This is a genomic window from Neisseria sp. P0001.S005 (genome assembly GCF_051963715.1).
In genome coordinates this window covers 44,753-51,322 of sequence record NZ_JBQCTZ010000006.1, presented here as the reverse complement: position 1 = coordinate 51,322, position 6,570 = coordinate 44,753, and the positions used below count along the sequence as shown (strand labels likewise).

Annotated in this window: 5 protein-coding genes; all 5 read right to left on the bottom strand. The window is 49.4% G+C overall.

The features are described from left to right. Window positions 1-92: 92 nt before the first annotated feature. Window positions 93-2,537 (bottom strand): DNA translocase FtsK, encoded by a 2,445-nt coding sequence (locus tag ACTHSP_RS02055; RefSeq protein WP_440345521.1) that lies wholly within the window; start codon window positions 2,535-2,537, stop codon window positions 93-95. 188 nt (window positions 2,538-2,725) lie between these two features. Beyond that, complete coding sequence (locus tag ACTHSP_RS02050; RefSeq protein WP_285070147.1) at window positions 2,726-3,274, bottom strand: hypothetical protein; 549 nt, start codon at window positions 3,272-3,274, stop codon at window positions 2,726-2,728. A 36-nt stretch (window positions 3,275-3,310) separates the two neighbouring features. Further along, window positions 3,311-3,664 carry a nucleolar protein gene (locus ACTHSP_RS02045; protein ID WP_070585344.1) on the bottom strand — a complete coding sequence of 118 codons (354 nt, stop codon included), beginning with the start codon at window positions 3,662-3,664 and terminating at the stop codon, window positions 3,311-3,313. A 47-nt stretch (window positions 3,665-3,711) separates the two neighbouring features. After that, the gene (locus ACTHSP_RS02040) at window positions 3,712-5,631 is read right to left on the bottom strand and encodes an ATP-binding cassette domain-containing protein (RefSeq protein ID WP_070712911.1); all 1,920 of its coding nucleotides are present in this window, start codon (window positions 5,629-5,631) and stop codon (window positions 3,712-3,714) included. Window positions 5,632-5,802: 171 nt separating this feature from the next. Further along, the gene (locus ACTHSP_RS02035) at window positions 5,803-6,570 is read right to left on the bottom strand and encodes an amino acid ABC transporter ATP-binding protein (protein WP_049333845.1); all 768 of its coding nucleotides are present in this window, start codon (window positions 6,568-6,570) and stop codon (window positions 5,803-5,805) included.

The following is a 6,570-nucleotide window of genomic DNA, read 5'->3' as shown; positions in this document are numbered from 1 at the left end:
ATAACACAATGTTTCACGAATAACATAAAAAGGCCGTCTGAAAAGTAGGAAATTCTTTTCAGACGGCCTTTGTGTTTCGATATTGTTGTTTTTTACAGCTGGTCTTTTTGCGCCAGAATCCGTCGGCTGCCGTTGATGTCTGCAGGAGAGAGAACACCGGCATTTTCAAGCGCATCTACTAAATTGGCGGCACGGTTGTAGCCGATGCGTAATTGGCGTTGCAGTGCGGAAATGGAAGTTTTCCGGCTTTCCAATACGAAGGCAACGGCTTGATCGAATAACTCATCGCTGTTTGCGTTCGGATTGACAATATTGGTGGTTTCGATGGCCGCTTCGCCACTGAGCAGGCCTTCCACATAATTGGTTGGAGCCTGTTCTTTGACGAAATTGACGACCTGATGCACTTCATCATCGGAAACAAAGGCACCTTGCAGGCGTGTCGGTTCCGCGCTGCCCGGTTGCAGGAATAACGAGTCGCCGTATTTGAGCAATTCGTCTGCACCCATTTGGTCAAGAATGGTGCGGCTGTCGATTTTGCTTTGTACGGTAAAGGCCATGCGTGTCGGAATGTTGGCTTTAATCAGGCCGGTAACCACGTCGACACTCGGGCGCTGGGTGGCGACAATCATGTGAATGCCTGCCGCACGCGCTTTTTGGGCAAGACGTGCGATTTGCTGCTCAACGGATTTGCGTTCGGTCATCATCAAGTCAGCCAACTCATCGATAACGACCACAATCAACGGCAGTTTTTCCAGAGGCTCAGGATCGTCAGGATTTAAGCTGAACGGATTGAGTAATGGTTTGCCTGCTGCTTTGGCTTGTTCGACTTTTTGGTTGAAGCCGTCCAAATTACGCACGCCGGCATGAGAAAGCAGGCGATAACGTTTTTCCATTTCGGCAACGCACCAGTTCAACGCTTGTCCTGCCTCGCGCATATCGGTCACAACCGGACAGAGCAGATGCGGAATGCCGTCGTAAATGCTCAATTCCAGCATTTTCGGGTCAATCATAATGAAGCGGACTTCGTCAGGCGTGGCTTTGAAGAGCATGGACATAATCATGCCGTTCACACCGACGGATTTACCCGATCCGGTCATACCTGCAACCAAAAGATGCGGCATTTTTGCCAAGTCGCCGACAACGGGCGTACCTGCAATATCTTTACCCAAGGCAACGGTCAGTTTGGATTTGGCGTCGGTAAACACGGGTGAAGAGAGGATTTCGCTCAACATCACGTCTTGGCGTTTCTCATTGGGCAATTCAATGCCCATGGTGTTTTTACCGGCAATGGTTTCTACGATACGTACCGCTTGCAGAGACATCGAGCGCGCCAAATCTTTGGATAGCGCGACAATTTGGCTGCCTTTGACACCTTGTGCCGGTTCGATTTCGTAGCGGGTAATCACGGGGCCGGAAGTGGCGGAAACAACCTGTACGCCGATGCCAAATTCAGCCAGCTTGGCCTCGATTAATTCTGCGGTCTGTTGTAATTCATCTGGATTGACGGCAACCGGTTCTTCAGACGGCATACGCAACAGGTTCATGTTGGGTTTGTGGTATTCGCCGTTGTTTTTAGGTTCAGTATCGTCAAACAGGGAAGTTTGGATTTTAGGGGGCGGCGCAACGGATACGGCAACGGTTTTACGGTTGCTGCTGCTACCTGCCAACGGAGCCACCGGAGTGGCGGTAATGGTTTTGGCTTCTTTAACCATGCGGCGCGTATTTTGGGTTTCCAAAGCTTCGGAGCAGACATCTTCTTTTTTATTTCGGAACTGAGACAGTTTTTTCATCAGGTTGCCAAACAGACCACCCATATGGCTGCCGGATTTGGCCATGACTTCCAACCATGACACCTGAGCCAGCAGGGAAATGGATAAAAGCAACATCACCAGCATAATCAACAGACTGCCCGACTTACCCAACAGCCAAGCCAAGCCTGAACCCGCCAGCAAGCCGACCAAGCCGCCTGCACCGACGGGAAGGGATTCGCTCAATGCATTGTCAAACAGGAAATGTTCGATAATCGGGCTGCACACCAGCAGGAGAAACAATGCCAAAGCGGCTACGCCGTGATTGTAGGGCTTGTGGTTTTCCTGCTTTTTCATGGGGCGGAAATTTTTGTAGAGGAAAACGCAAGAGGCAGCTATCCACCACCAAAACGATAGGCCGAACAGATAATATCCGACATCGGAAAGATAGGAGCCAAAGAGGCCGCCGAGGTTGGCGACATCGTTGCTTTTGGGAACGCTGCGCGACCATGCAGGGTCGTCCATGCTGAAGCTGGCCAGGGAAATGGCCAGATAAATGGTGATAACCAAGCCAAACAGCCATAAAGCATCATTAATCAAGTTGACGACATGCTCGGGACGCGCTTTTTTTTCTTCGTTTTTTTGCAGCTCTTTGGCGGCCTTGAGGCGTTGGGAGACTTTATTGTCGGCTTGAGTTTGTGCTTTGGTGGATTTGCGTGTGGTCGGTTTGGCTGCCGGTTTGGTAGAGACGCGTTTTTTTGTTTGGGTTTTAGAAGATTTTGCAGTCATGAGATAAAGGCCGTCTGAAAAGACCGGAGGTAATGTGCGTAAAGGGCAAATTATACCGTATTTACTAGGCACAAGAAATTGAAACGGGCGTAATCATTATAGGATTCAGGCCGTCTGTTTGGCATGACGAAAATTTTGGATTTCGTTTCCACCTATTCAGAAGGCCTGATGTTTTGATTGATTTGGACTTACATTCTGCCCAGTTCGCGCTGGAGGGCTTGAATGTTTTTCTCTCTATCCAAAACCGCACCTTGCAGCGTACTGATGGCCTGTTGATTGACGCTGCCACCTTTGGCTGTCCGCGCTTGGCTCAGTTGCTTTTTGGCATCGGCCAAAGCCGCGCGTTCATTGGATAACTCGGTTTCCAGAATAGAGCGGCGACTGTTGACACCGGAGGATTTTGGAACCGGAGGAGGAGCCGTTTCAGAAGCAGTGCGGATAGGGGCAGGTTTGGGTATTGCCTTATGGTTGGATTTTGCCGCTGTGTTTTTGCTTTTTGCCGGAGCCGTTTGTGATGTCGGTGCGTTGAGTGTGGGCGCATCGTTAACCGGGGCGTCGTATCCGCTGCTGCTGTATTTGCCGACAATCGGCAAATCGTTGACGGCCTGGCAGTTGCCGCTTGGGCGCGAGGTATAGACAATCGAGCCGTTGACTTCACAGGTGTAGATTTTTGCGGCGTGGGCTTGGCTGTTGAAAACGGCAAGCAGCAGGGATAGGGTAAGCAGATATTTTTTCATGATTCAGGTAGGGCCGATTCGTTGCAGTTGAGCATTTTATTCTTGTTCAGACGGCATGGGCTGCTGTTTTTTAGCTTTTGTACCGTTTTTGTTTTTGCTCGGTTTGTCGGCTTTTTTCTCTTGTTTATCGGATTTTTCCGCGCGTGCCTTTTTCTTAGGCTTTGCACTTGCGCGTTCATTAGAGGCATTGAGGCTGCGGATGTTGAGGTGGTAACCGCTGCCTTGATGGCCGCTGATTTTAGGCAATTGTGCCTGTGCGCAGGAGGATTTGGGTTCGGAAGTATAGCTGCCGTTGCCGCAGGAATAAACTGCGGCGGCTGCGTGAAGAGAAATGCCCAAGACGAAAGAGGATACGAGGAAGTATCCGGCTTGTTTGATGGTTGAAGTCATGTTTTTCCGTATTGTGTTTTATTTCAGACGGCCTGATGGCTCTATTTTTATTGGGAAAACTCGGCTTCGACATCCACTTGGATTTGCTCAAGCTCTTCCTGCCATTGCAGCCAGTTTTCTTCCAGTTGCGTTAATTTTACTTTAGTTTCTGTTAATTGTGCGAGTGTCTCTTGCAATTTGGGTTTATTTTCTTCTGAATAAGCAGATTCTTGTGCCAAAAATGCTTCACAGGCCGTCTGAATATCAGTCAATCGCGTGATTTCTTTTTCGGCTTTGTCGATTTTCTGCTGAATCGGTTTGCTGCGTTTGGCTTTTTCCTGACGGATTTGTGCCTCGATACGCTTGGTGTCCTTGCGGCTTTGGCTTTGTGCAGATGCGGCGGGGGCTGCTGCGGCGTTTTCTTGTGCCAACCGCCATTGACGGTAGTCGTTCAAATCGCCGTCGAAGTTGTTCAGACGGCCTTTGTCAATCAATAGGAAGCTGTCGGTAGTCGCTTCAAGCAGGCTGCGGTCGTGTGATACGACAATCAATGCGCCTTGGAAACTTTGCAGAGCAAGTGTCAGGGCGTGGCGCATATCCAAGTCTAGGTGGTTGGTCGGTTCGTCAAGCAGCAGCAGATTAGGTTTTTGCCAGATAATCATGGCAAGGGCGAGCCGCGCTTTTTCGCCGCCAGAAAAGGGCTCGGTCTTTTGAACCGCCATATCGCCGATAAAGTTGAAACCGCCTAAAAAGTTACGGATTTCCTGTTCGCGGACTTCGGGCGAAAGCTGCTGGATATGCCAAACCGGACTTTGATCGGCGCGCAATGTGTCTAGTTGGTGTTGGGCAAAATAGCCGATATTGAGCTTCTCGGAGCGTACGATGCTGCCGGAAAGTAAATCGATTTTTCCTGCCAATGCTTTGATAAATGTAGATTTACCGCTGCCGTTAACGCCCAATAGGCCGTAACGTGCGCCGCTTTCCAAAGACAAGGTGATATCGTGTAAAACGGTATTGTCGCCATAACCCAAGTCGGCATGGTCGAGTTTCAATAATGGATTAGGCAGATGGGTCGGATTGGCAAACTCAAAGGAAAACTCGCTATCCAAATGCGCAGGAGCGATGCGCTCAAGTTTGGCTAATGCCTTCATGCGGCTTTGGGCTTGTACGGCCTTTGTGGCTTTGGCTTTGAAACGGTCGATAAAGGATTGCAGATGTTTGATTTGCGCCTGCTGTTTGACGTAGGCGGCTTGTTGTTGCGCCAGACGTTGGGCGCGTTCGGCTTGATAGAAATCGTAATTGCCGCCGTATTGGGTCAGTTTTTGTTGCGACAGCTCGATGGTGTGCGTTGTGGTGGCATTCAAGAAGTCACGGTCATGGGAGATGATGATTTGCGTACAGGGCAGGGAAGCGAGATGGTTTTCCAGCCATAACACGGTTTCTAAATCCAAGTGGTTGGTCGGTTCGTCCAAAAGCAACAAATCGGCACGACAAATCAGCGCTTGGGCAAGGTTGAGGCGCATACGCCAGCCGCCGGAGAAGGATTTGACGGGGCGCGTATGTTCTTCTTGTGCAAAACCTAAGCCGTTAAGCAGTTTGGCGGCACGTGCCGGAGCAGTGTAGGCATCGATTTCTTCAAGTTTGGCGTGATATTCGGCTTGCTTCATGCCGTCGTTTTGCGCTTCTGCTTGAGCCAAGGCCGTCTGAAAAGCCTGCAATTCGGCATCGCCTTGTAAAACGTAGTCTAAAGCGGAAATATCTAAATCAGGCGTTTCTTGAGAGACGGAAGCAAGGCGCCATGTTTTGGGAATAAGGATTTCGCCGCCATCTTGAGTGATTTCACCTTTTATTAGCGCAAACAGGCTGGATTTGCCCGTACCGTTTTTACCGATTAAACCAACGCGTTGGCCAGGGTTGATTACGGCATCGGCTTTATCGAGCAGGACTTTCAAACCGCGTTGTAAGGTGAGTTTTTTAATTTCTATCATGATGGCAGGCAAGGGGATGAGTAAAACGAAAGGCGTTATTTTACCTGAAAAGATATATAAAAGGCCGTCTGAACAAGTATGAAAACGAAATCAACGATTTCTATTTCACTTATTCAGACGGCCTTTATGAAATGACGGTCGGAAATGCTTTCAAATTGTCTGTCGTTTCAATTAAATTTGAAGATCGGCATTGTCTGCACGGATTTGGCGCAGGAATTTTTGTGTCCGCTCATGTTTGGGATGATTGAACAAATCTTGCGGGCTGCCTTGTTCGACAATAACGCCGCCGTCCATCACGACAACGGTGGTTGCCACTTCCAAGGCGAATTTGATTTCATGCGTAACGACAACCATGGTCCAGCCTTCTTGTGCCAATTCCTTCATGGTATCCAAAACATCTTGTACCAATTCAGGGTCGAGCGCGGAAGTCGGCTCGTCAAACAGCATCAGTTCAGGCTGAATCGCCAATGCGCGGGCAATGCCGACGCGCTGCTGTTGACCGCCGGAAAGCTGGTAGGGGTAGAGGTCAATCTTATCGCCCAAACCGACTTTTTCAAGCAATTTGACAGCCTCTTCACGCGCTTGAGCGACAGGCTTGCCTTGTACGGCAACCGGCCCTTCCATGACGTTTTCCAACGCAGTTTTGTGAGGAAAGAGGTTGTATTGTTGGAACACCATGCCGGATTTGCGGCGCAGTGCCAAAATATCATGTTTGCTTGGTTTTTTGGAAAAATCGATGCTTAACGGCTGCGCATTGTCAAACTCGATCTGACCTTGTTCAGGCATTTCTAAAGCGTTTAAACAGCGTAAAAACGTGGTTTTGCCTGATCCGGACGGGCCTAGGATAACCACCACCTGTCCTTTGCCGACATCCAAATCGATGCCGCGCAAAATGGTATTTTCGCCAAAGGTCTTATGGATATTGCGGATTTTAATCAT